The organism is Sphingobacterium tabacisoli (assembly GCF_017908035.1).
Taxonomy (GTDB): Bacteria; Bacteroidota; Bacteroidia; order Sphingobacteriales; family Sphingobacteriaceae; genus Sphingobacterium; species Sphingobacterium tabacisoli.
Genome location: NZ_JAEQMU010000001.1, coordinates 371,514 through 393,687 on the forward strand (window position 1 = coordinate 371,514; position 22,174 = coordinate 393,687).

Here is a 22,174-nt window from a genome sequence, read left to right on the forward strand (position 1 = left end):
GTTACGTTTGTTTTGCGATAAGCAGGGGATAAATGTACTAAAAATATGTTGCTCTAGGCGGACTTTAACTGATTAAACAGAAATTGTACAGAGCTAAAAAACAATGTGCAAACCCAGAATATTACACACTCTAGTGAAAGTAATTCCATACACTAGTGACCAGAAAACAGACTATGATTCCATATAAAATTGGAAGGACGGTCGCTATCGTTGTCCATTTGCGACTTCCTGTTTCCTTGTAAATGGTATATATAGTCGTGCTACAGGGATTGTGTAGCAGGCTGAATAACATTAGATTAATGCCCGTCAGTGTAGTCCATCCCGCCGTATGTAGAAGTGTAGCAACTTCTGCATCACCTATTTCAAACATAACTCCAGCACCGTGCCCCATAGAGGTATTGCCTAATACCATAGTGGTGAGCATGAGTATCGTTGGAATTACAATTTCATTTGCTGGAATAGCAACTATATAGGCGAGTAAGATGACTCCATTCAGACCAATCAGTACTCCAACCGGATCAAAACTTTCAATCATCCATACGGCGATACTTTGTCCACCGATGGCAATGTTTGATATTAACCAGATCACTGCACCAGCAGGTGCTGCAAATACTATCGCACGCCACAATACAATTAATGTCCGGTCGATAAGAGAGGTATATACGGTTTGGAAAAAGCGGGGTGGACGGTAAGGGGGAAGCTCTAGTGTAAAAAATGACGATTGTCCTTTCAATAATGTCTTGGACAACAGCCATGAAGTGAAAAACGTGAAAGCAATTCCGAGCACTGCAATAAACACAACGGCAAGCATTGAAATAGTCCCTGCCCATTGTTTGGGAACTAAAGCGCCTAAGAATATAGAGGCAATTAGTATCTGTGTTGGCCATCTGCCATTACAAAGAGAAAAATTATTGGTGATAATGGCAATGAGTTTTTCCCGTGGACTGCTAATGATACGGGTAGCTACTACACCGGCTGCATTACAGCCAAACCCCATGCTCATGGTCAGGGCTTGTTTGCCATGGGCACCAGCTCCCTTGAATAGACGGTCTAGATTGAACGCCACCCGGGGGAGGTAACCAAAATCTTCCAATAGCGTAAAAAGAGGAAAGAAAATAGCCATAGGTGGTAGCATAACGGCGATTACCCAAGCCGTAGCAAGGTATACGCCATCAATTAGGAATCCGTCCAGCCACCATGGAAGACGAAGTGTTTCTGCTGCATTTTTCAAGAATGGGTGTACTTTTTCTAAAAGTAAAGTTGATAACAATTCTGAAGGGTAATTAGCACCAATAATTGTAATCCACAAGACCAATCCTAATAGAAGAAACATAATGGGAAATCCCCAGATACGATGCGTAACAATATTGTCGATTGCACGATCGATACGGAATGAGCGGGTTGACGAATCTGAAGAAACCGTGTCTTTAACCAATTGATTGGATCGCGTATATATGGCCTCGACAATCTTAGTCCGATAGGTATCGCCAACTTTCTCTTGATGATCTTTGGCTGCTGTTAGAATGGTTTTGGCCTTTGTGCCTTGTATATGGGGGGAGATGTCGCCTTTGCTTAGAGCGTGAATGATGTGTTCGTCGCCTTCAATTAGGCGCATGGCAAGCCATTGGGCATTAGGTAAGTCGGTATCCAGCTGTATTAGTTGCGATGATAAGTCTTCAACCGCTTGACCACTTTCCCCACTCAGTTGTACATGTTGTTGCTTTTTGCATGTAAAAGTTTCTGTGGCTACTTGCTGGATCGCGAACAGCAACTCTGATATTCCTTCCTTTTTGCGCGCACTGGCCGCGACAACTGGAATTCCAAGGTCTTTTGATAGTGTCCGAATGTCAATATGTATTCCATGCCGTGTGGCTTCATCCATAAGATTGAGACAGAGCACCACCTTGTCGGTAATCTCCAAAATCTGTAATGCAAGACTGAGGTTTCGTTCTAAACGGCTTGCATCAACGACTACTACGGTCACATCGGGCTTGCCAAATAGAATGAAATCTCGTGCTACTTCTTCGTCTTCCGAAGTGGATAGTAGGGAGTAGGTACCTGGAAGGTCGATTATTTTGTAAGTGTCATGTTGATAGGAAAAACTTCCTTCTGCACGGGTGACTGTTTTTCCCGGCCAGTTACCCGTATGTTGTTTTAGTCCCGTCAGTGCGTTAAAGACTGTACTTTTACCTGTGTTTGGGTTGCCAGCCAAAGCGATTGTATATCGGCTATCTCCATTACTTTCCCCTAATCTCTTGAGATTTGCATTGGGGTTAAGTTCACAATTCTCACATGCGCTATTCATCATTATCGTTCCCTTCTTTAATTTCAATCAATATGTATATCGCATCCTCCCTTCGCAAACAGATCAATGTATGGTGTATCTCATAGGCAATAGGATCACCTAAGGGGCTTATGTTTTGTATGCGAATAGATGCCCCGTGAACAAAGCCTAAGTCTAATAGTCGTTGTCTAACCTCATATGGACATTCATCTTTTATACGTTGGATTTGTGCCTGTTGTCCTTTTTGCAATGATATTAAATCCATAAATGTATTGTTTGATTTGTGATTTAATAGTGTTAAGTATGTAAAGTTAATTAAATTAGATTACTCTAACAATTATTTTGTTTATTGATGCAAGCTTAGGCTTGTAGCATATCGTATTATATCTCGTGTCAAATAAATAGCAATTGGAAGATTATGGTAGCTCTCGTTGGGCTAGTTAGAAAAAATGAACAATCGAAATTTGATTACAGGATAATAATTGTATATTCAACTACTATCTATCATTTTGTGAAAACACATATATTAATTTTTTACTCAAAATAATTATTTATGACAGACATCAATAACATCTTTAAGAGTAACGAGGAATGGATTAAAAAGCAGCTTGCTATCGATCCGACGTATTTTGAAAAGCTGGCAGCAGGGCAATCTCCTGAAATTCTTTATATAGGCTGTTCGGATAGTCGGGTTTCGGCAGAAGAACTGATGGGAGTGGAGCCTGGGGAGGTTTTTGTCCATCGTAATATTGCAAATATTATCCCTAATACGGATTTGAACTCTAAATCGGTTATAGAGTATGCGGTGAGCCATCTGAAAGTAAAGCACATTGTGGTCTGTGGGCATTACAATTGTGGTGGCGTTAAATCGGCAATGGAGCAGGAGCACCTAGGAATTCTAAATCCTTGGTTGGGATGTATTCGAGACGTATATCGTCTGCATCAGGAGCACCTGAATGCCATAGAAGACATGGATGAACGTTATGATAGGCTGGTTGAGCTTAATGTAGCCGAACAGTGTTTAAATCTGGTGAAGATTCCCGAAGTACAGAATGCGATATTAAATCATCAGGTAACACTACACGGATGGGTGTTTGATGTGAGAACGGGTAAGCTTATTGATCTGACTGAGGATTTTATGAAGGCACTTGGCGACAAGGGATTAGATATGGTTAAGATCTATCGTGTAAAAGTGGAAGAATAGTTATATCGAAGAAGGTAGACCTGATAGCGGTAAAAATGCTATCAGGTTTTTTATAATCGTTAACCAAAGGTCGTCCCAATAGACCTTTCTTTTCAGGCTTTTCTTTTGGCATGTAGGCAGCTACATATTTAGGGGTCCACTCTTTATCGTGTTCGCTATCGAGAAAACCATTCAGCCAATAGGCGACTTCTTCGGGATCTTCTTTGTACAATTCGGGCAGGTAACGCTCCATAATAGCGATAAATTCCTCATTCCACATATAGTCTTGCTCTTGAAACTCTTCGACGTAAATAGGGGCGTAGGTCATGAATTCCTCGAGCATACCGTACATAATATATATTCGACATAGGCGATACAATACCACGCGAGGTAGAGGGAAGTCTTTTAGGTCAAAAATCCCTGTTTACAGGGAGAGAATTCTGTTATTCTTCAAATTCGATTCTGTTGTCACCTAGAAACTTGATACGGGCCAAAGATTCTATAGGTATATTTAATTCACGCAGAAGCTCGTGTCCTTTCTGAAAAGATTTTTCGATGATGAAGCCCATACCCAATACACTAGCTCCAGCTTTTTCGATAAGCTGGTGTACGCCTATAGCAGCATTGCCGTTTGCCAAAAAATCATCGATAAACACCACTCGATCATTGGGTGTCAGGAAATCCTGGCTCACACAAATGTCATAGGTCTTATCTTTAGTAAAAGAGTATACGGATGCAGTCAACATATTTTCCATTGTCTTCGGCACGGCTTTTTTAATAAAAACAACAGGGAGTTCTAGAAGGTAGCCTAGCATGATAGCTGGGGCAATACCACTCGCTTCAATGGTTACAATTTTATTAATTGGCAAATGTCCAAAACGGCGTACAAATTCAACACCAATTGATTTCATTAATATCGGATCCATTTGGTGGTTGATAAAGCTATCTACTTTCAATATTCCCCCTTCAAAGCTTTTGCCATCCCTCAGGATACGGTCTTTCAATAATTTCATGTAAAAAAAATAGTTGACCGCAAAGATAAAATAACCTAACGATAACTAGGGCTTTATTCTGCTTTTCTCGTTTCGATTGTGCTTGTGTCCGATGTTATGAACTTTATTGTAATTATAGCGCAAAAGTCGCTTTTATTGGTGAAATTAGTTACCTTCAGGTAATTATAAGTTACATGGAGTCTACTCCATGGCAATAATAATACCATGAAAAAACTAATTTTTGCATTATCAATTATCTTTAGCTTATTGGCATGTAATCAACATCAAATAGGTTATACAGGGAAAGATTTAACAGGAAAAGCAACACTAATGAGAAATAAACAAGCCGATGAATCCAAATTGATATTAAATGTTGATGAGAACTGGAAATTGTACGAAGGGAGATCTGTTGATGCTATCGATTTGTCTAAGCCTGTGGCCCAAGGAGAGGGTAAAGGGGAGTTTGTACTCCATGCAAAACGTTCTTACCGTTCGTATTTCCAATTGGTAACGCCTACTGGAACCGCTGTCATCGCTGAGCGATTGTTGCCGATGGAAGGCGGATATAATTTTAGAGATCTTGGAGGGGTTAAAGCGGCAGATGGCCGATTTGTGAAATGGGGCGAAGTATTTCGTACGGGAGATTGGGCACATCTGACCGAAAGTGACCTGCAATATCTTAATAGCTTGTCTTTGGCCAGTGTAGTTGACTTTAGAACAGAGGAGGAGAGACAACAGGAACCCAGCAAGAAGATTGATCAAGCCAAGGTATATAATCTGACTATCGCTCCAGGCAACCTTTCCGTTTCCTCATTGTCTGATGTTGTAAGGCTTCCGAAAGAACGGCTGGATACGATGATGATGGACTTGAATAGAGCCTTGCTGACTGATAAAGAAAGTATTAATCAATATCGGACTTTCTTTAGACTCTTACAGAATAAAGAGTCTTTGCCTTTGGCTTTTCATTGCTCTGCGGGGAAGGATCGAACAGGTATGGCCGCCGCACTTTTCCTTTTTGCGCTGGGGGTGGACGAGGATGTAGTGCTTCAGGACTATATGCAGTCGCAGATCTTTTTAGCTGATAAATACAAAAAGTATATCGATCAGTATCCGAATTTAGAGCCGTTGCTTACTGTCAAACCGGAGTACCTCCAGTCAGGTATTGTCTATATGAAAAAGGAATTTGGTACTGTAGAGAATTATTTGAAGAATGTTTTGAAAGTGGATACGGCCAAGATGAAGAAAATGTATCTTTATTAAACCTTATAAAATACTCACGATAACATGACGATGCATAGCCGCTGCCTTCCTGTAAAAAGCTAATAACCCAGTCAACGCCTGTCTGAATTCTGTTAGTAATAGCTCTTTGTCCTCCTGCCATATGCCATTGGGATATACAGCGTAAGCCTTCATATTAGAAGGGTTAAATTCTTTGCTTAAAGATTCAAGGTCTATCTGTTCCAAGACATTAATGATGTCATGCAGTTCATCCTGTTCAATACAGGCTATAAAATCAGCTTCCTCGTCATCTATGTTAAAACTGTGTACACCAACGATAGCTTCACTTAGCTTATTTTCCTCAATGGGATCGGCGGCAGAGACACCAGTGAGAAAGAAGTGCAGTGCATCCCATAATTTGTCAATATCCATACACTCGGTCTCTCCGCTTTCTTCTATTTCAAAAATACGATTGACCAGATCCTCATTTTTTAGATCCATCAGACTATCTAAAGTGGCTTCATCGACCATAAGGTACTCTGCTATCATTCCCATATCTATGTTTTAATTAATGTATTCTTAAAAAGCAACATTCATGTTACTGCTTCCTAAATATCGTTATTTGACATTTGTATTCCTAGCTAATTTTTAATTCTCTATATTTCGGAGAGTAAAGGTTAGCCGATAATAAGTTTAATACTGTTATTGATCTGCATGGTGTCTAAATAAGAGATGTGGCTGTTATAAATACAACAGCCCGTGGCATGACAATTGTTCGTGGAAAGTTTTGTATTACATTTCAGAGGAAACAAATAAAGGAAAGAATCGAAAATACGTTAATAAATATCATGTTTAAGCATCTAAAATATATCGACGGTACATCCGACAAATTTTGGGAGATACAGACAGAAGGCTCGACCCATACGGTCACTTACGGGCGTAACGGCACATCGGGACAAAGTAAAAGTAAAACATTCGATTCGGAAGAGGCTTGTCTAAAAGACGCAGAAAAGCTCATCGCTGAAAAGACAAAGAAAGGGTATTCAGAAGATGGGAATGTTGATGTAGCGCCTACGGGCAAATTAACATCCGTACGTAAACCGTCAGTAGGTAACCAACGGAAGGAAGCCGCTGTTGCAGCGATAAAAGCATTGATTAGTGAAGGCAAAGTAAGTGATATCATACCCTATTTGGAAGAATATGCTACCGGTAATCTAGAAGTGCTGAAAAAGGAAATCCGTGCAGCCAAAAGATATTGGGTTGATTATGTCGACCTCTCCAAAGATCCAGTATATCGCAAAAAGGCACAGTACGATTGGGGGACCAGAGGGAATAAGGAGCAGCAACGTATCGTCAAATTACTTGCTTTAGCTACCTTTTCGGGATCTGATGCAGGTAGTTGGGACATTTTTTATGAGCTCATGGAGCAAGTTGAAAGTCCTGATGTTGAGCAGATTCTAGCATATGCTAAGCCCGATTGGTTGGGAGGTTACCTCTTACAGTTGGCCCAACGCAATGAGTGGAACAGATTAACGTACTCCAAACTGAGACGTTTAGAGGACTTAGGGTACATACAGTTTGAGCCAGAGTTATACGCAGGTTCTGTATCATCGGTCAACTACAAGGAGTCGGGAAAGCATTTTAAGGTTTTGACCGAAGATGAGCTGACTATTCAGCGGGATATTCCATTGGTATTTGAATATGAAACCAATATTCAAAATATATACCTGGACTACAGCTATCAAAATAGCGTCAATGAACTGACCTGGGATAAGGTATTCAGCACCCTCTTGGAGGCCGGTAAGATCGATCGTGATCTGATTATAACAGGTGCGCTGGAAGCTCAGACCAAAAATTGGAATATTAATCTCAAAAGTTACTTTAGGAAACTTATAGAGCGTCTACAATTACCAGAAGACGTGGTTTTGAGCCATCAGCAGAAGTTCTTTCCGTTGTTGCATGCTGAACATAGCGCTGTTGTCAATTTTACAGTAGACTATCTTAAACCATTTTTGGGACATCCTGATTTTCAAATGACCGAATTTTTAGATTGGAGCGAGGGAATTTTTATGCGTAGTGACGTTAAGGCCAGTCTGAAGACACTTTTGATACAGTTTGATAAACTATTAAAGCAATATCCGGAATTAAACGCACGTCTTACCTTGCTGGCAGCAGATCTGTTTATGATTCCAGATTTAGCGTTGCAGGAGAGAGCCGCCAAATTCATCTTGAAACATCAAAAGGAACCTAGCGAAGAACTGGCCTCTAAATTACAGGTTTACAGGTCCCAGATGATGGGGGCGGTAGCGACCGATCTAGAAGCTGTATTTCAAGAGGAAGTTTATTCCGAAGAAGAGATCTTATCCGTCCTGAATGGAGATAGCCGGGAAACCTATGTGTTTGATCCAACGGATATAAGCTATCTGAGCGAAACAGTAGACTATCCGCAGACATGGAATGATATCTTTTTCAAGATAGGCGAAGTGATTGGTGGGACAGACTCCATAGCGATAGAGATACTGATGAATGCCTGGGTGCAATATAATCCAACATTTCCTGCTGATTATAAAAGGCAACTGGAACCTTACATTAAACAATTAAGTAGTATCTATCGTGAATCTGCTTGTTTTGATTATTTCTCAAGTGTATTCTTGAATATGTATTACAAGCCAAAGACAGTATATCAGAATAAGGATCGTAATACCAATTATTCCAAATGGATTAGCCTTATGGGAAGTCAGATGGAACGATTGCAGCAGCACCTTATAGATGGCGTAAAATTACCATTATTGAGTTTGCCAAGTCATAAGCCTTTTTGGATTGCTCCTGCAGTATTGACGCAACGTATTCTTGACTATCAACAGGCAGGAGTGAAGATCGATTTTGTTGATTTAGCGATTGCATTGAGCCGTACCGTAAGGGAGGATCTAAATGAAGCAATACCTTTGTTGTCGCAGGTAAACGATCCGCAGATGCGCGAGGTATTAAACTATGCATTCGGGCTCGATACAGCTATCAAAACACAGCAACGGTCATGGCTCAAGAATCTATTAACCTCGAAAGACTCAGCAGAGTTACTGTGGTTTGGCGTATGGGCTACCGTGGCGCGGACCCATTATCCCGATGAATATTTCGAGGAATTTGATCAGGAACCGTTAAAAGATATCCCATTTGCAGCCAGACCTTTTCGTCCGGAATTGACCATAGAACCCACCTACTACAATGGGTATAATTATGTTACCAGGAAATCTGAACAGGTGTATAATGGGGATGAATTGAGTTATCCGCTACCTACATTCAAGCAAGGCATAGATACTTTTCTGTATCATAAAGATATCTATAGCCGTGGTAAGAGTTTTATTGTGGCCTATTATCTCCATAGGATGGATATTCCTTATTTGCATAGTTTGATGCCACAGAATACCGAGAGTCTTTCTATGTTCTTAACATTAGGGTTCAATAGCAAGAGCGATATTGGAGGGAAGGCACCGGCTTCCTATCTGAATCAGATGCTGTACGGGTTTTTCAGAATGGATGGGCAGTCTAATCTGTATTTGGCCACTTCTACTTTTAATAAGGAAAAAGAGGTACGGGCGATGTCGGTCGAAGTGCTGATAGCAGCTATAGAGGAGAATAGGTTACAACCGGATGTATTAGGGGAGTGTCTAGGTGTTTTATTGAGTCACGGTTATGGGCCTATAGGTCGCTTTGTAGAGGTTTTGGAACAATGCCGCGATATCTCTTCCAAACATAACAATGCCCTGTTGCAGGTGTTGGATGTCACTTTGCAACATTATACCCTGACGGATAAGATGCCCACCAATTTTAAAAAAATCATAGAGTATTACTATGATCTGCAGACGAAGGAACAATATAGTCTCACAGCAGGACAGAATCATGTATTCGAACGTTTAGATGCTTATAAAAGCCTACAACCGGTTTTAAAGAAAATAAGAAAATAACAATATGGCAGAACAAGATTTAGCAATCAGCTATGCAAGACAGTCGCAACTGACCCAACAATCGGGGATACAGCAACTGGTGTTGGCACATCAGTCTGAACTGGCAGAAGTGGCCAATGTCCCCTGTTTCTTTTGGGGAAGTTTGACTGACCCCTTATTGACTTCTAAATGCCTATTGACATTGTCCAAAGTCGTGCGATCCAGTTTTGGGCCTGTTCCTCCGAGTCTACGCGATCCTATCGTCTCTGCGGGAACCAACCAAATCCGTTTTGAAGGTTTTTCATCGTGTAACGGCGTGTATGCACGGTTGGATTTATTAGAAGACGCTATAGACGGCGAATTTATAGCAAGTGGTACGACCAACGTAGATTTCAATGAGCCTATGCTCAATGCTTTGAATGCAGTAAAAAAGACAGAAAAGATGGTGCTTGGAGTAGGAAGTCAAGAAGTCGCTATTAGTACAGATAAAGCCAAAGTCGTTGAGAAGAAAGTAACTTTACCACCGCGTTGGATCAAAGGGCTTACCTCTGTGCAGTTGTACCTGGCAGGTATGGAGGTACAGTTTGAGTTGAATAAGATACAGCTTATTCAGCTATTTCAGGGGATCCCTAAAGGTAATACGAAAGGAGAGTTTTACCTGACTAAGCGAGCCAATAGATTTATCTTTTCACCGATTGGTACAGGCGATGCCGTTCGTATTGGAGGCATACAACGATTGCGTTTACTGGAAGGACTTTTAACATACGCTGACAAATTGATCGTCTACCAGGAACAAGGAGGGGAGAGTGTTGCTTTTGTAGCCGATTTTGGGAAAATGAGACTTACACTGGCCTTGTCCCCTGATAGTTATAGAGGTTTTTCAGGAGAGGGAAATGTTCTGGAAAATATGATCAAGGCTGTGCCTGATGAGTGGGTGCATGCCGTCAACGGACTGCTCAAATCCAATGAATTATTCGATCCGACGATGTTGTCAATCGAACATGATGTTGATTTTGACACGATGGATACATTGTCTGCTTCATTGTCATCTATAGGCCTACTGGGCTACGATTTACATAGCCATCAACATTATTACAGACGACTGCCCTTTAAGATGGAGCGTATTTTGGCATTAAATCCAAGGTTGAAAAATGCAAAGAAACTCGTTGCAACAGCAGGTGTTCAGTTTATAAAGAATACAGCATCTTATATAGAAGCTCGTGTAGATGGATCAGGAGTACAGCATACGGTCATCATTCAAGGAGAGAAGCACCAGTGCACCTGTAACTGGTTTACCAATCATCAGGGCAAAAGAGGACTGTGTAAGCATATCCTTGCCGTTAAAATGGTAAACGGTTAAATAGATTTTTTCCTTGACGGCCCCTAACGGTGGCTGTCAAGGAAAAACAGTTTCAGCTGTTATTTCTTACCCTCTAGGATACCGATACGGTGTATATTAGGATTGGCCGCTAGGCCATTGGGATTACATCCTAACTCGCCCTCAGGTACTTCCATACCCTGCTTCGTATAGAATTTTACCCAAAATTCATCGAAGTCACCTGTTTTGGGATTCTTAAAGGTCATTGGCTCTAATTTAAACAGTCCTATCGGTCGAAAAGCCCGCTCTACAAAGTCTGAGCAGTAATACGAGCTATCGTTTAATCTATAGCTCCAGTTATAGGGCTTGCCTATCATCTGATGTGCTATGACCATCGCTTCTGGAATAGCATCTTTATATTTGTCATCAATGCGATATATCACATACTGTTGTAGCTCATGATGTTTTGCCATATTATCCAATGGCTCTCTCACACATCCTTTACTACTACTGGCGTGCAGGATGTAAGGAACTCCCTCTACGACTTCAATAAGTCCCATATGGTCAAATGATGCGCTGGCCGTTCGTTGGGTGACACGGTTGATGGCTCCCGAAAGGCTTTCTGCCTGAGCTCCAACAAATAAGAGGTCACCATGTTGAATGGTAATTCCTTTATAATTTAAACTGCTTTGTGCATGGACAGATAATACACTATACAGAAAAACAAAGACAACGAGTACTTTTTTTATCATAGGTGCGAAGATATAGAATTATCGAGTTTAAGTGTAATGTATTCTTCATGTTGGCACAAAAAATATTAATACTTCTCTAGCTAAAATCTGATAGTTATATCTCGTGTTTTATATTAAATTTACGTTTTAAAACGGTGAATTTCTCCTTTGAATAAGCGTGTTTTTTCCAAAAGAGGAGTTTATAATGATTCATAGCTATGCAGTATAAACAAGAGATAAGCAGGTTGTATAATCTGTCAGAAGATAGCCAGGGTTTTCATGATCAGGTGATTGCGGAACTTGAAGGACGATTGGGTATCAAACTTCCGAATGCCTTAAAAAACTATTATGTGACATTAGGTAAACATGAAAACTTAAACTATGCCTACAATAGACTGTTGTTACCTGACGACGAAGTCGGATTTTCGAAAGATAGGTATCTCCTGTTTTTTGAAGAATATCAAGCTGTGGTTTCCTGGGGTATAAAAGAAACGGATTTGCAATATGAAAATCCTCCGGTTTGGGGAAACTCGGGGACTGATGATGAGCCGGATTGGTACTTGGAGGCGGATACTACAGAAAAGTTTTTGTTGCTAATGGCTATATATAATGGTACTTTGGGAGGTTTACCTTATAATGCCAATTGCCTTGAGCCTATCGATTCAGAAATTGTAAAAATGATTAAGCAAAATTGGACATTTGTTCCTGATGTTTCTTATGATAGACAGCAGGTATATACGGATGGTTTTTACGAGGTAATCAGTTTGTCATTTGATGAGGGGGAAAATTGCACAGGTGTATTTATTGGAACCAGCGATCAAGAGCGTTTTGATGGCTTGTTAGACCGTATCGCTATTGATTGGTCTTATACCTCTTATGAAGATGAGGATTGGGATGAAGAGGAATAATGTATTCCAATCTCTATGTACTATTCTCTACCTAAGGTATACAAGGTAGAGAATAGTATTAAAATGCTATTTTTTAGCGTGTATATTCAACTCGATGTCTATCTCTTGAGAGATTACCCAGTCTTTAGGATCTCCGTCTGTTCCGTATGTCAATCCCCAATCCTGTCTATTGATTGTAAATTTTGATATCACATGTACAGTGTCGGCAGTGATATCTACTTTTGCTGGAAATGTAACGTTTACAGTTTTGTCTTTAATGGTTAGGTTACCACTGATAATATTAGTTGCTCCTTCTATTACGCTTTTATCGCTAGCCTTGTCAAAAGCCGTAACTCCTGTAATTTCAAATTTAGCTGTTGGAAATTTGTCCGATTGGAAGAAATCTTCGTTTTTTAGATGCTCATCTAAGTTAGCCGCTGTTTTACCTCCTGTTTTGGCCAGATCTACCGATTTTTCGTCGGTTGCTACGGAGGTGATATCTATTGTAACTGAACCACCTGTTATTGTATTATTCTCTACAGCTACTGTACCTTCCGTTTTCAACGTACCGAATCTTGGATCAAAACCACCCTTATGGTATCCTGTCCATTTTAGCGAACTTTGATCCTGGTCCAATACATATGTTGTCCCTTTCTGCTCCGCTACCTCCTGTTGGCTGTTGGTTGCCGTTTTATCACCACCTGATCCCTGACAAGAAACAAATATTGTTGCTGCTACGAATGCTAAAATAAACGTCTTTTTCATTTTGTATATCTTTTGTTGTTTGATTTTATGTCCGCAAATCTAATGCAAAGTCACTGTACAATCAGCATTGGTTTCCTTTTGGAAACTACTTTCCTATTGGGAAGTACTGTAGAGTTCCATAACTTTGTAAATAAAGAGAACAGATAATAGTAAGTCATAATAATATGAGATATCCATGTAGTCGAGTCTGCAGAGGCACGAATGACCGCGAAGCAGCATGCACACTATTTCACAATACTCCCGTGCATAATATAGGTTGGATATTCCATATGACAGATAAAAAAACAGATATATACACATATGAAAAAGAAGCTATCGGTAAATTATAGTGAGACCTGTAAAACAAGAATAACTGCGATTAAAGACACGATGGAGATCCTTTCAGGCAAATGGAAGTTCCATATTTTGGGAACTTTACTCGAAACGGATAGAATGCGTTTCATGGATCTGTTGCGAGAGGTGGAGGGGATTGGTTCTAAGATGCTGTCAAAAGAACTGCAGGACATGGAAATAAATCAATTAGTAACCAGGACAGTTCAACAGACTAAGCCTATCACGGTCGTATATGAGATTACGGAGTATGGCAAGACATTGGGGCCGATTATTGATGAAATCGCAAAATGGGGAATTTCCTACCGTAACTCATTGCATAATCCACAGGATAGAGAAACCGCTTGATTTTTGGGCAATCGATTGACTTTTTCTAGGATAAGGAGAGTTCCCTTTAACTTTTTATCTTTACGAAAAGGCTAATTTGAATGAATAGAAAAGGATTTTTATACGTATTGCTGACGTCCGCATCAATGTGTTTGACTGGATTCGTAAACGGACAGACCAATGAGAATATAATCAGTGATTATAACCACATACCTTTAGCAGGAAACGCATTTATAACAAAAGGAAGTGGAGCTCAGATTTCGAGAATAAACGGTTTGACAGATTGGACTAACCAAGAAGCCGTTACTTCGGTATACTTTAGAGTACAGGAACCGGGTAAGATAGGGCTTAGGTTACAAGCTTCAGTTGGAGATTGCACCCCATCCATAATAAAAATGACGGCTATGGGCCAGCATAAAACGGTAGATTTAGGAGAGGCAAAAGAAAAACTAAACCAAGAGCTACAGATTGAAGTTAAGGAACCTGGCTATGTACGCGTAGATTTACAAGGTCTACACAAAACAGGCAATACGTTTGGAGATATATCGCATTTACTGGTATTACAGGAGAAAGGTAAAAAAGAATTATTGTATGCCAATGATGCGGAGTATTATTATTGGGCGCGTAGGGGACCATCTTGCAATATCAACTATAGTATTCCTAGTGACGGCGATGTTAGCTATTACTATAATGAGATAACCGTGCCTCTTGGGCAAGATAAAGTAGGGTCTTATTTCATGGCGAATGGTTTTGGCGAAGGTTACTTTGGAATACAGGTCAACTCGGAATCGGAAAGAAGGATTTTGTTTTCTGTATGGAGCCCGTTTCATACAGATGACCCTAAGAGCATTCCGGATGAGCAGAAAATCAAGTTACTGAAGAAAGGAAAAGAAGTGCGCACTGGAGAATTTGGTAACGAGGGATCTGGTGGTCAGAGCTATCGAAAGTACCAATGGAAGGCCGGCCAGACCTATAAGTTCCTATTAAAAGGAGTGCCCGATGGAAAGGGAAATACAGATTACACAGCTTGGTTCTTCGAGCCAGAACAAAAGGAATGGAGTCTGATTGCGAGTTTCAAGCGTCCCAAAACAAATACCTATTTAAAGCGATTCCATAGTTTCCTGGAGAATTTTATTCCCGAGCAAGGGTACCAGGGTAGACAAGTGCAGTTTAAAAATCAGTGGGTCTACGATGGTCAATGGAAGACGGTCCAATCGGCATCATTCAGTGTTGACAATACTTATCGTGCCCATCAACGGGTCGACGCCATCGGTGGGTTGACTACAGAGGGCTATTTTCTGCAAAATGGAGGTTTTTTTAATGAGTCGGTAGTTCCGGGTACTAAATTTGAATTTAATACGAACAGTAAAGCACCTAATATTGATTTTGATAGGTTGCCTTAATAACCTTTTATCCAGACAGCCAATTGATCTAATGAGGGGCTGCCTGGATATATGTCCTCACGTGCGACTTTATTACTAGAGCCTCATAGAATTTCTCTGATACCAGTTAATGCACTACCGAGTCGTTGTTTCTTTAGCTGTCTTTCTGATAATAACACTGGCGCTGCCTAGATCTGGTATCCACCTGTAGGTTTCGTCTTCCATATACCTGTCAGCCAATCGAACAGATTTAGGGTCCGCCCCCTCTAGTATTTCATTACGATAATAGACTTTATTCTTGTCTTTAGCGTAGGCGGTATACCCACTATTCCCTGGATATTGGTACACCGAAAATGTAGCGAAATCCACGCCGGTTAACAACGCACCTTCGCAGTATATTTGACGATCCACCATCATATAGATGTTGTCTGGGGGGAAGAACTTTAAGCTAGAAAGGTCTTCTATCGGTATTTTGGTAAAAGATTCTTTTTTTGTGACGTAATACAGTGCATTAGGAGTCTGAAGCACCCGGTTAGAATAAACAATTTGGCTATTCAGCAGCCCTGGTGCCGGAATTTTTTCTAAAGAAGTGTTTTTATACGCTGATTTGAGCCAATAGATATTGTCCTTGTCTATATAAAACCTGCTATCCTCATCGATTGATTTAAAGGTGTCATAATCCACCGATATGATCGTATCGCCCACAAAATAATTACGATTGTCCTTATACCAAAACCAGTTGCCGTTTCCTTTGAGGTTATCTGCGATTCGATACGTTTTTGGATCAGCTCCTTCAATAATACTCCATGGCTCCCTAAACTTATAAACATGGTATTGGTCTTTCACGATAGCGATCGAACCGTAATCAGTTTTTACATCGTCCGTTATTTCAAAAGTAGCATAATCTATATTACGGATTACGTCGCCACGATAAAAAAAATGGTGTTTATCTTTTGCATATCCCGGCCATTGTAGCGGAACGAACGTATCTTTGTCTGCATTTACCGTTTTGTATTTATTATCCCAAGGCAATTTAGGGACTCCAGGCCCTGAAGACTCATAGCGATAGACGATTTCGTTGCCATCAAGAAAATATAGACTCCCCAGTGGCTTGATTTTCTTACAGGACACAAGGCTTAAAAAAATAAACAGAGCGGGGATAATGTTACATATCGTTTTCATTGGTTTTTCTTTCTAGCTGTCTTTAACTATTTTGTGTCTTACTGCAAATATATAAAATCATTAACCATTTCTCTTTTAGCTTAATTCCCATCAAGAGAAAGCTTTTAAGGTTTTAAATTTCTCGAATAGCGTTGTGTCCGCCTCTAGTTTGTACGGATAGGATTCATACGTATTACGAATATATTCAAACTTTGCTTAGGACACAATTAGGAGGGATGTATATGCGATGTATGATTGAGAGGGAATAGGGTAAAACTAGTATTGTTACAGTCAAAAAGGGCTAACGTTTTAAAAGCCAGGTTATTTGTAACTTGTTAATGGAAACAATGCATTTTTTTAAAAATTGAAAAATAAATTTGTCCATTACTAATGCTTTTTCTAAATTAGTGCTATTATAAACCTTTTATCAAATATTTAAATAATAAATACAACAAGCGTAGATAGTACGTCTTACTGGTTGTAAAGCAATGTGCCACGTTTTTGATCTTTTTACGGTAACGTTAACATAGCGCAGTAGAGCTACCTTTTAGATTTTAACTATCTCCTTTGAGAAGCAAGAATGTTTTTCGGTAACGTTCACGAGTTTTGCGGAATAAGATTATTCAGCTTCTTAAAACATGGCTTATTTGAGCGTTGCGCTTTAGTAAAATTAATTATGAAAAGAATAACCACCACTTAAACATAGCATACATTATGATGAAAATTCGAACCATTATGCTTTTTACTGTTCTTCTATTTTATGGAGCAGTAACAAATGCACAGGACAAAAAAAAGGTGACAGGAACTGTCAAGAGCAGTCAGGGAGTTGCACTCTCTGGAGTGACGGTCAGTGTCGTCGGTAGCAAATCTAATGCACAGACAGATAAGCTAGGAGACTTTAAGATTGAAGTCAATTCTTTGAATGAAACCCTACAGTTTACTTTTGTAGGCTATGCTTCGAAAGAAGTTAGTCTCTCCGGAAGAAGCCATATAGCTGTGATCTTGGACGATACCGCTGAGAGTCTCGACGAGGTAGTCGTAGTAGGGTATGGTACTCAAAAGAAATCGAACCTTACGGCATCAGTAGACGTTATTTCGAGCGCTCAATTGAAAGACAGACCAGCGAATAATGTTGCTGATCTTATCAAAGGTGCTTCGCCCAATGTCAATGTAAATATGGGTATGAGAGGGGGGGAGCCTGGAGCAGCGAGCGCTATGAATATCCGGGGAGTAGGATCTATTAATGGCAACGCCAGTCCATTGGTATTGGTAGACGGAGTCGAAATGGATTTAGGTGCTATCGATCCGGAGACTGTAGAGAACATCTCTGTCTTAAAAGACGCTTCTGCGGCAGCGGTATACGGCTCAAGAGCACCGTTTGGTGTGATTTTGATTACGACCAAGAGAGGATCGAGACAAGAAGGAGTCAAATTAGATTATAGTAATAATTTGTCTTTATCTTCCCCTTTACGTTTGCCCAGTTTTATTGACTCTTATACTTGGGCCACTGCCTTTAACCAAGCCAACGCTAATGCTGGGCTGACTCCTGTGTACAGTGACGAGCAGATGTTGCGTATTAAAGGATATTTAGATGGTACATTCCCCTACGAATATGACCCAGAGCATCCGATTGATAATATTTGGGCAGGGCGGCGTAATGGAAATGCAAATAATGACTGGCCACATTTATTGATGGGCAAAAATGCCTTCAGCCAAAAGCATAATCTGAATGTCACTGGAGGGAGTAAACGCACGCAATATTTTCTTTCTTCAGGATACAGTAAACAGAATGGTACGTATGCCTTTGGACACGATGATTTCAAACGTTACAATTTAATGTCCAACGTGTCTACTGAAGTGACGGACTGGCTAAAACTGGGATCCAATTTGAAGTGGGCGACCTCATCTACCGATTTTCCAATGGGTGAAACAACAGTGGGGCGTGAACATACCTTCCGTGAAATGTTGATGTTTGCCCCAATGATGCCTCATTATAATATTAACGGTACCGTTCAGAGCCCTTTGGTGCGCTTGTTACAAGACTCAGGAAGAGATAAGAGTAAAAAGGCAGATTTCTTAGCCAATCTAAATTTAGAACTTGAACCGATAAAGGGATGGAAAACAATTGCCACTTACAGTTATAATATTCGAAACATTAAATCAACTTCAAACCCTAAACCTGTTATGGTCGAACTAGGTACAGGAGCATTTGGTAATATTGGCAAACCTAACGCATCATACATTTCAGGCTATTCTGAAGAGGTTTATAAGGTATTCAACGTGGTCAGTTCCTATGAAAAACAGTTGAGTGATCATTATTTTAAAATACTAATGGGCTTTGAGCAGGAAGAGAATTTATATACAGGATTGACTAGTACAGGTGTCTCTCCTGTGGTAGATGATAATCCTTCCATTGTAACCTCTCTCGGAGGTATCACGTCTTCGGACAAGATGAATCATTGGGCTACGCGAGGTGCATTCGGTCGTTTGAACTATAATTTCCAGGAAAAGTATCTTGTCGAGGTGGCTGCCCGTTATAATGGTTCATCACGTTTTCCAAAAGATAACCGATTTGACTTCTTCCCTTCTGCTTCGGTAGGTTATGTACTGTCCAAAGAGGATTATTGGTCTCCTATCAAACCTTATATCAATGATTTTAAGGTTAGGGTTTCTTACGGTTCATTGGGTAATCAAAACGTTCCTACGAGCCTATATTTTTCAAGGATACCTATTAGACCAGACCTCAATTGGATCATAAATGGCTCTAGACCACAGTATGGTGGTGTTCCTGCGTTGATTAGTGACGATATCGCGTGGGAAACTATTACCACGCTGAATACAGGAGTTGATTTACAGATGTTGAATTCTAAACTGGATTTCAAGTTTGATTGGTATAACCGCATTACTGATAAGATGCTTGGAAAGGCTATAGAATTGCCTTATGTACTAGGTGCCGCGACTCCATTTACCAACAATGCCAAGCTATCTACCAAAGGATTTGAAATGGTGATCGGTTGGAATGATAAGTTGTCTAACGGGCTATCCTATAATTTCAAACTAGCATTAGGAGATAGTAAGACTAAGATATTAGAATATTTAAATGAAGATAAAATATTTACCGAATGGTACTCCGGAAAAAGCCATGGCGAGATTTGGGGACTGGAGACAGGAGGAATAATTCAAAGTAAAGATGAAAAGATTCCTGATCAAAAGAAATACCATGCAAACTGGGGCCCGGGCGATATTAGATATGTGGATCAAAATGGAGATGGTGTGATTAATGATGGTAAGGGAACAGTAGGCGATCCCGGTGATTTCAAGGTGATAGGGAATACCACACCAAGATATAATATTGGTATCAGCGCAGGAGCAAGCTGGAAAGGGATAGATTTTAGTATGTTCTGGCAGGGAGTGGCTAAGCGGGATTTTGCACCGCAATCTTCTACACCATTATTTTGGGGGATGACGAATGCTTGGGCTAATTCTGGATTATATAAGAATTCTCCTGCATTGGACTACTGGCGTCCAGCAGATGAAACCAACATACTTGGACCTAATACCGATGCCTATTTGCCGAAGCCTTATTTTACGGCCGAAACAGAAAAGAATAGACTGACACAGACTCGATATCTCTTGAATGCTTCTTATATACGATTGAAAAATGTTCAGGTGGGCTATACTTTACCCAATGAGATTGGGGGTAAGTTGTTCAGTAGAGCACGGGTCTATTTTTCGGGGGAGAACCTATTGACATTCTCTAAATTGCCAAAAGTATTCGATCCTGAGACTGCCATAGCCTCAGATTCAAGAGAAGGTGGATACCTTACCAATGGTGTGATTTATCCAATGAACAAGATTGTGTCTTTTGGTCTTAATGTAACATTGAAATAAGCAAAATTATGAAGAACATTATCAAAATATCCAGTTTGCTATTGGCCTGTTCTTTAATACAGGTTTCCTGCAACGACAGCTTTTTGGACCGAAAGCCTTTGGACGAAGTCCCTTCAGAAATGTATTTCGAAAAGCCGTTGGATCTAGAAATATATATGAACCAATTTTATACGGCAAATAATTTTCCAAAATATCAGAACCATGGTAATGATTACGATAGTGATGATATGGTAGGAGCTACCGTAGATCTTCGACTACAAGGGACGCGAGTAGTTCCCGCAGTTGGAAATATTGATTTCAGTCAGATTAGAGCCTTAAACTATTTTTTGGTCAATCATAAGCGAATAGAGGGTAAATATGATTTCAAAATTTATCAGCAGTATGTTGGCGAAGCATATTATTTTAAAGCAGTAAGCTATTTCAACTTATTGAAAGCTTATGGGGATATTCAATGGTTAGACAAAGATTTAGGGACTAGTTCGCCGGAGCTTTACAATCCGCGTACTCCGAGGGCTCTTGTTGCAGATCGTATTATTGGTTGTTTGGACACCGCAGCGATGTATTTAACTCCAGAGCGCACCAATGGATATAGCCGTGTCAATAAATGGATTGCTTTATTGATGAAAAGCCGTGTCGCCTTATATGAAGGTACTTGGCAAAAGTACCACAAAGAGGACAAATTTGCGGCTCTTAATGCTGATCCAGATAAGTATCTTCAACAAGCAGTAGCCGCGAGCGAACTCGTAATGGGATCGGGAATATATAGTGTATATAAAACAGGAAACCCATCCGAAGATTATAAAAATTTATTCAACAGAAGGGATTATACGACTAATAACGAGGTATTGTACTGGCGTAAGTATGATAATCAGCTTTCTCGTGGAGATGGCTCATTTACCAATGACCGGAATTTTAGAATGTCACAACCATTAGGCAAATCCCTAACGAAGCAGATGGTGGATAGTTATCTGTGTACTGATGGTAAGTCTATAACTGGTAACCCGCTTTTTCAAGGGTATACGGATATTGCTCAGGAATTTACCGACCGAGATCCGCGCCTTAATCAAACGGTGGCCACTCGGGATCAGATATGGAAAATAGCTGCGAATGGCACTACACAAAAATGGTCTGAGATTTATAATACGTTAAATAAAAATGCAGACCTAAATGCGCCAACTGGTTATGTGATACAAAAGGGATATGATCCACAGCTTATCTATCATGTACAGCAATATGAGGAAACACCATCTATTTTGTTTCGCTATGCCGAAGTATTGTTGAATTATGCTGAGGCAAAGGCAGAGTTGGGAGTGCTCACTCAGACAGACATCAACCGCACGATCAATCTGCTGCGTGATAGGGTAGGCATGCCTCATTTGGATATTGGCAATATAGCGATGGATAGCAAATGGGATTATCCGTTATTATCTCCGGCAATCAATGAGATTAGAAGAGAGCGTAGAGTAGAATTGGTCGGAGAAGGTTTCCGATGGGATGATATCGCACGTTGGGCTGCTGCGGACGAGTTGATTATTGGTAAAAGGCCCAAAGGCTTCCTTGCCAGTCAGATTACTCAAAATCCATTCCCTATCGATAATTCTGGTTTTTTGGATCCTTTCAAAAATGCGCTACCACAAGGCTATGGTTTTGTTTCAGGAAGAGATTATTTGAATGCAATTCCCGAAAATCAATTGCGATTGAATAAAAGTTTGAAGCAAAACCCGGGATGGGGACCCGAATAAAGGAATCATTATTCCTAAATAA

17 protein-coding genes are annotated in these 22,174 nt (G+C 40.3%); 9 read left to right on the forward strand and 8 right to left on the reverse strand.

The annotated features are described in order from the left end of the window. Positions 1-130: 130 nt before the first annotated feature. Both feoB and JKG64_RS01460 read right to left on the reverse strand, forming a co-directional pair. Positions 131-2,308: a ferrous iron transport protein B gene (gene feoB / locus JKG64_RS01455; protein WP_210352563.1), complete on the reverse strand. Its 2,178-nt coding sequence runs from the start codon at positions 2,306-2,308 to the stop codon at positions 131-133. Further along, positions 2,298-2,549: a FeoA family protein gene (locus tag JKG64_RS01460; RefSeq protein WP_210352564.1), complete on the reverse strand. Its 252-nt coding sequence runs from the start codon at positions 2,547-2,549 to the stop codon at positions 2,298-2,300. Before JKG64_RS01460 ends, feoB begins: the two co-directional genes overlap by 11 nt. A gap of 288 nt (positions 2,550-2,837) precedes the next feature. On the opposite strand from JKG64_RS01460, the gene JKG64_RS01465 reads away from it, so the two are divergent. Then, entirely contained in the window at positions 2,838-3,488 is a 651-nt protein-coding gene (locus tag JKG64_RS01465) for a carbonic anhydrase (RefSeq protein WP_210352565.1), read from the forward strand. Here the strand turns inward: JKG64_RS01465 and JKG64_RS01470 are convergent. Then, on the reverse strand, positions 3,457-3,810 hold the full coding sequence (locus tag JKG64_RS01470) for a hypothetical protein (protein ID WP_210352566.1): 354 nt from the start codon (positions 3,808-3,810) through the stop codon (positions 3,457-3,459). The two genes, JKG64_RS01465 and JKG64_RS01470, sit on opposite strands and share 32 nt — an antisense overlap. A 100-nt stretch (positions 3,811-3,910) precedes the next feature. Further along, positions 3,911-4,480: a xanthine phosphoribosyltransferase gene (gene xpt / locus JKG64_RS01475; RefSeq protein ID WP_210352567.1), complete on the reverse strand. Its 570-nt coding sequence runs from the start codon at positions 4,478-4,480 to the stop codon at positions 3,911-3,913. Positions 4,481-4,684: 204 nt separating this feature from the next. Here xpt and JKG64_RS01480 point away from each other — a divergent pair, with 204 nt between their 5' ends. Then, the gene (locus JKG64_RS01480; protein WP_210352568.1) at positions 4,685-5,719 is read left to right on the forward strand and encodes a tyrosine-protein phosphatase; all 1,035 of its coding nucleotides are present in this window, start codon (positions 4,685-4,687) and stop codon (positions 5,717-5,719) included. A gap of 3 nt (positions 5,720-5,722) precedes the next feature. On the opposite strand, the gene JKG64_RS01485 is transcribed toward JKG64_RS01480, so the two are convergent. Next, the gene (locus JKG64_RS01485) at positions 5,723-6,232 is read right to left on the reverse strand and encodes a YfbM family protein (RefSeq protein WP_210352569.1); all 510 of its coding nucleotides are present in this window, start codon (positions 6,230-6,232) and stop codon (positions 5,723-5,725) included. A gap of 293 nt (positions 6,233-6,525) precedes the next feature. Between JKG64_RS01485 and JKG64_RS01490 the strand changes: the two genes are divergently transcribed. Continuing rightward, a complete protein-coding gene (locus tag JKG64_RS01490; RefSeq protein ID WP_210352570.1) occupies positions 6,526-9,639 on the forward strand; it encodes a DUF6493 family protein in 3,114 nt (1,037 codons plus the stop codon). 4 nt (positions 9,640-9,643) lie between these two features. Further along, positions 9,644-10,978, forward strand: a complete 1,335-nt coding sequence (locus JKG64_RS01495) for an SWIM zinc finger family protein (RefSeq protein ID WP_210352571.1) — start codon at positions 9,644-9,646, stop codon at positions 10,976-10,978. A gap of 59 nt (positions 10,979-11,037) precedes the next feature. Here JKG64_RS01495 and JKG64_RS01500 read toward each other — a convergent pair whose 3' ends face one another. After that, positions 11,038-11,688 carry a YiiX/YebB-like N1pC/P60 family cysteine hydrolase gene (locus JKG64_RS01500; protein ID WP_210352572.1) on the reverse strand — a complete coding sequence of 217 codons (651 nt, stop codon included), beginning with the start codon at positions 11,686-11,688 and terminating at the stop codon, positions 11,038-11,040. Between the two features lie 197 nt (positions 11,689-11,885). On the opposite strand from JKG64_RS01500, the gene JKG64_RS01505 reads away from it, so the two are divergent. Further along, a complete protein-coding gene (locus JKG64_RS01505; RefSeq protein ID WP_210352573.1) occupies positions 11,886-12,575 on the forward strand; it encodes a hypothetical protein in 690 nt (229 codons plus the stop codon). 66 nt (positions 12,576-12,641) lie between these two features. Here the strand turns inward: JKG64_RS01505 and JKG64_RS01510 are convergent, their stop codons facing one another. Next, positions 12,642-13,319, reverse strand: coding sequence for a YceI family protein (locus tag JKG64_RS01510; protein ID WP_210352574.1), 678 nt, complete (start codon positions 13,317-13,319; stop codon positions 12,642-12,644). A gap of 300 nt (positions 13,320-13,619) precedes the next feature. On the opposite strand from JKG64_RS01510, the gene JKG64_RS01515 reads away from it, so the two are divergent. Next, a complete protein-coding gene (locus JKG64_RS01515) occupies positions 13,620-13,997 on the forward strand; it encodes a winged helix-turn-helix transcriptional regulator (protein ID WP_210352575.1) in 378 nt (125 codons plus the stop codon). A gap of 80 nt (positions 13,998-14,077) precedes the next feature. Continuing rightward, a complete protein-coding gene (locus JKG64_RS01520; RefSeq protein WP_210352576.1) occupies positions 14,078-15,379 on the forward strand; it encodes a DUF3472 domain-containing protein in 1,302 nt (433 codons plus the stop codon). 114 nt (positions 15,380-15,493) lie between these two features. Here JKG64_RS01520 and JKG64_RS01525 read toward each other — a convergent pair whose 3' ends face one another. After that, positions 15,494-16,540 (reverse strand): DKNYY domain-containing protein, encoded by a 1,047-nt coding sequence (locus JKG64_RS01525; RefSeq protein WP_210352577.1) that lies wholly within the window; start codon positions 16,538-16,540, stop codon positions 15,494-15,496. A gap of 693 nt (positions 16,541-17,233) precedes the next feature. Here JKG64_RS01525 and JKG64_RS01530 point away from each other — a divergent pair. Then, complete coding sequence (locus JKG64_RS01530) at positions 17,234-20,410, forward strand: SusC/RagA family TonB-linked outer membrane protein (RefSeq protein ID WP_210352578.1); 3,177 nt, start codon at positions 17,234-17,236, stop codon at positions 20,408-20,410. A gap of 8 nt (positions 20,411-20,418) precedes the next feature. Next, on the forward strand, positions 20,419-22,152 hold the full coding sequence (locus JKG64_RS01535; RefSeq protein ID WP_246512454.1) for a RagB/SusD family nutrient uptake outer membrane protein: 1,734 nt from the start codon (positions 20,419-20,421) through the stop codon (positions 22,150-22,152). Positions 22,153-22,174: the final 22 nt, after the last annotated feature.

Coding starts and splice junctions, on each gene's coding strand:
- JKG64_RS01535 (WP_246512454.1), top strand. CDS start 20,419: ATGAAGAACATTATCAAAATATCCAGTTTGCTATTGGCCTGTTCTTTA.
- JKG64_RS01530 (WP_210352578.1), top strand. CDS start 17,234: ATGATGAAAATTCGAACCATTATGCTTTTTACTGTTCTTCTATTTTAT.
- JKG64_RS01485 (WP_210352569.1), bottom strand. CDS start 6,232: ATGGGAATGATAGCAGAGTACCTTATGGTCGATGAAGCCACTTTAGAT.
- JKG64_RS01480 (WP_210352568.1), top strand. CDS start 4,685: ATGAAAAAACTAATTTTTGCATTATCAATTATCTTTAGCTTATTGGCA.
- JKG64_RS01465 (WP_210352565.1), top strand. CDS start 2,838: ATGACAGACATCAATAACATCTTTAAGAGTAACGAGGAATGGATTAAA.
- feoB (WP_210352563.1), bottom strand. CDS start 2,308: ATGATGAATAGCGCATGTGAGAATTGTGAACTTAACCCCAATGCAAAT.
- JKG64_RS01500 (WP_210352572.1), bottom strand. CDS start 11,688: ATGATAAAAAAAGTACTCGTTGTCTTTGTTTTTCTGTATAGTGTATTA.
- JKG64_RS01525 (WP_210352577.1), bottom strand. CDS start 16,540: ATGAAAACGATATGTAACATTATCCCCGCTCTGTTTATTTTTTTAAGC.
- JKG64_RS01510 (WP_210352574.1), bottom strand. CDS start 13,319: ATGAAAAAGACGTTTATTTTAGCATTCGTAGCAGCAACAATATTTGTT.
- JKG64_RS01495 (WP_210352571.1), top strand. CDS start 9,644: ATGGCAGAACAAGATTTAGCAATCAGCTATGCAAGACAGTCGCAACTG.
- JKG64_RS01470 (WP_210352566.1), bottom strand. CDS start 3,810: ATGCTCGAGGAATTCATGACCTACGCCCCTATTTACGTCGAAGAGTTT.
- xpt (WP_210352567.1), bottom strand. CDS start 4,480: ATGAAATTATTGAAAGACCGTATCCTGAGGGATGGCAAAAGCTTTGAA.
- JKG64_RS01490 (WP_210352570.1), top strand. CDS start 6,526: ATGTTTAAGCATCTAAAATATATCGACGGTACATCCGACAAATTTTGG.
- JKG64_RS01460 (WP_210352564.1), bottom strand. CDS start 2,549: ATGGATTTAATATCATTGCAAAAAGGACAACAGGCACAAATCCAACGT.
- JKG64_RS01515 (WP_210352575.1), top strand. CDS start 13,620: ATGAAAAAGAAGCTATCGGTAAATTATAGTGAGACCTGTAAAACAAGA.
- JKG64_RS01505 (WP_210352573.1), top strand. CDS start 11,886: ATGCAGTATAAACAAGAGATAAGCAGGTTGTATAATCTGTCAGAAGAT.
- JKG64_RS01520 (WP_210352576.1), top strand. CDS start 14,078: ATGAATAGAAAAGGATTTTTATACGTATTGCTGACGTCCGCATCAATG.